Here is a 1,017-nt window from a genome sequence, read left to right as displayed (position 1 = left end):
TCAGTTGAACCCGGGGATGGGGATGATGAAATCTTTCATAATACAGTGAGTTCTTTTCTTCTTCCGTGAATTCTAGGTTAATCATGTTTTTAATGAGTGCCTTGCTTCTAATTATGACTCTTAAACTATATTATTGTCCTTGAGTAAAAAATGCAAGTTGTAGCCGTGCAAAGTATAGCTCAAACTTTCAGCACTATTGCAGGCCAACAATACCTTGTCTCCTTTGCCTTGGCTGGCAATACTTATAGTGGAACTCCCATCAGACAACTAGGAGTTTCAGCCGCAGGCCAGTCCGAAGTTTTTTCCTTTGATACTACAGGGTTTAGTGATGATAATATGGGCTGGGTAAATAAGACCTGGGTATTTACGGCAACTGCATCCACAACGACCTTGGAATTTTATAGTTTATCTATTGAGCCAGAAAATGCTGCTTTTGGCCTCGCACTAGATAACGTTTCCGTCATTTCTTTACTACCATCTATCACCTTAGCGGTAGCCCCAGCAAGCGTGACTGAAGACGGGACAGCTAATCTCATTTACACTTTCACTCGTACAGGTTCCACCACCAATCTTTTAACAGTTAACTACAGTATCAGTGGGACAGCAACCAATGGAATCGATTACACTTCTCTTCCCACCAGCGTCACCTTTGCTGCTGGTTCATCCACTGCTACCGTAACAGTTGACCCCACTGCTGACACAATAGTAGAAAGTAACGAAACTGTTATTTTAACCCTTGCTTCTGGGACAGGTTATACCGTAGGTACTCCCAACGCAGCCACGGGAACAATTACCAATGACGATACCAGTGTCACCTCGCAACTCTCCATCAACGACATCACCGTAGTGGAAGGTAAAGATAATAATGCCATCCTCACCGTCACAGTTGATAATCCCAATCCGCAACCAATTACCTTCAACTATACCACTGCACCCATTAACGCTACCGCCAATGTAGATTACACTAGCAAAACCGGAACTATCACCATTGCACCTAATACTTCCACCGCTACTATT

Annotated in this window: 2 pseudogenes; both read left to right on the top strand. The window is 43.4% G+C overall.

Features of this window, described 5'->3' with window-relative positions:
• Positions 1–150: 150 nt before the first annotated feature.
• Positions 151–450, top strand: a pseudogene (locus tag PX481_RS06645) (DUF642 domain-containing protein); the annotation flags it as partial.
• Between the two features lie 21 nt (positions 451–471).
• Positions 472–1,017, top strand: a pseudogene (locus PX481_RS06640) (Calx-beta domain-containing protein); the annotation flags it as partial.

It is taken from the genome of Microcystis sp. M53603_WE2 (assembly GCF_030065435.1).
This window is presented reverse-complemented; position numbering and strand designations above follow the sequence as displayed.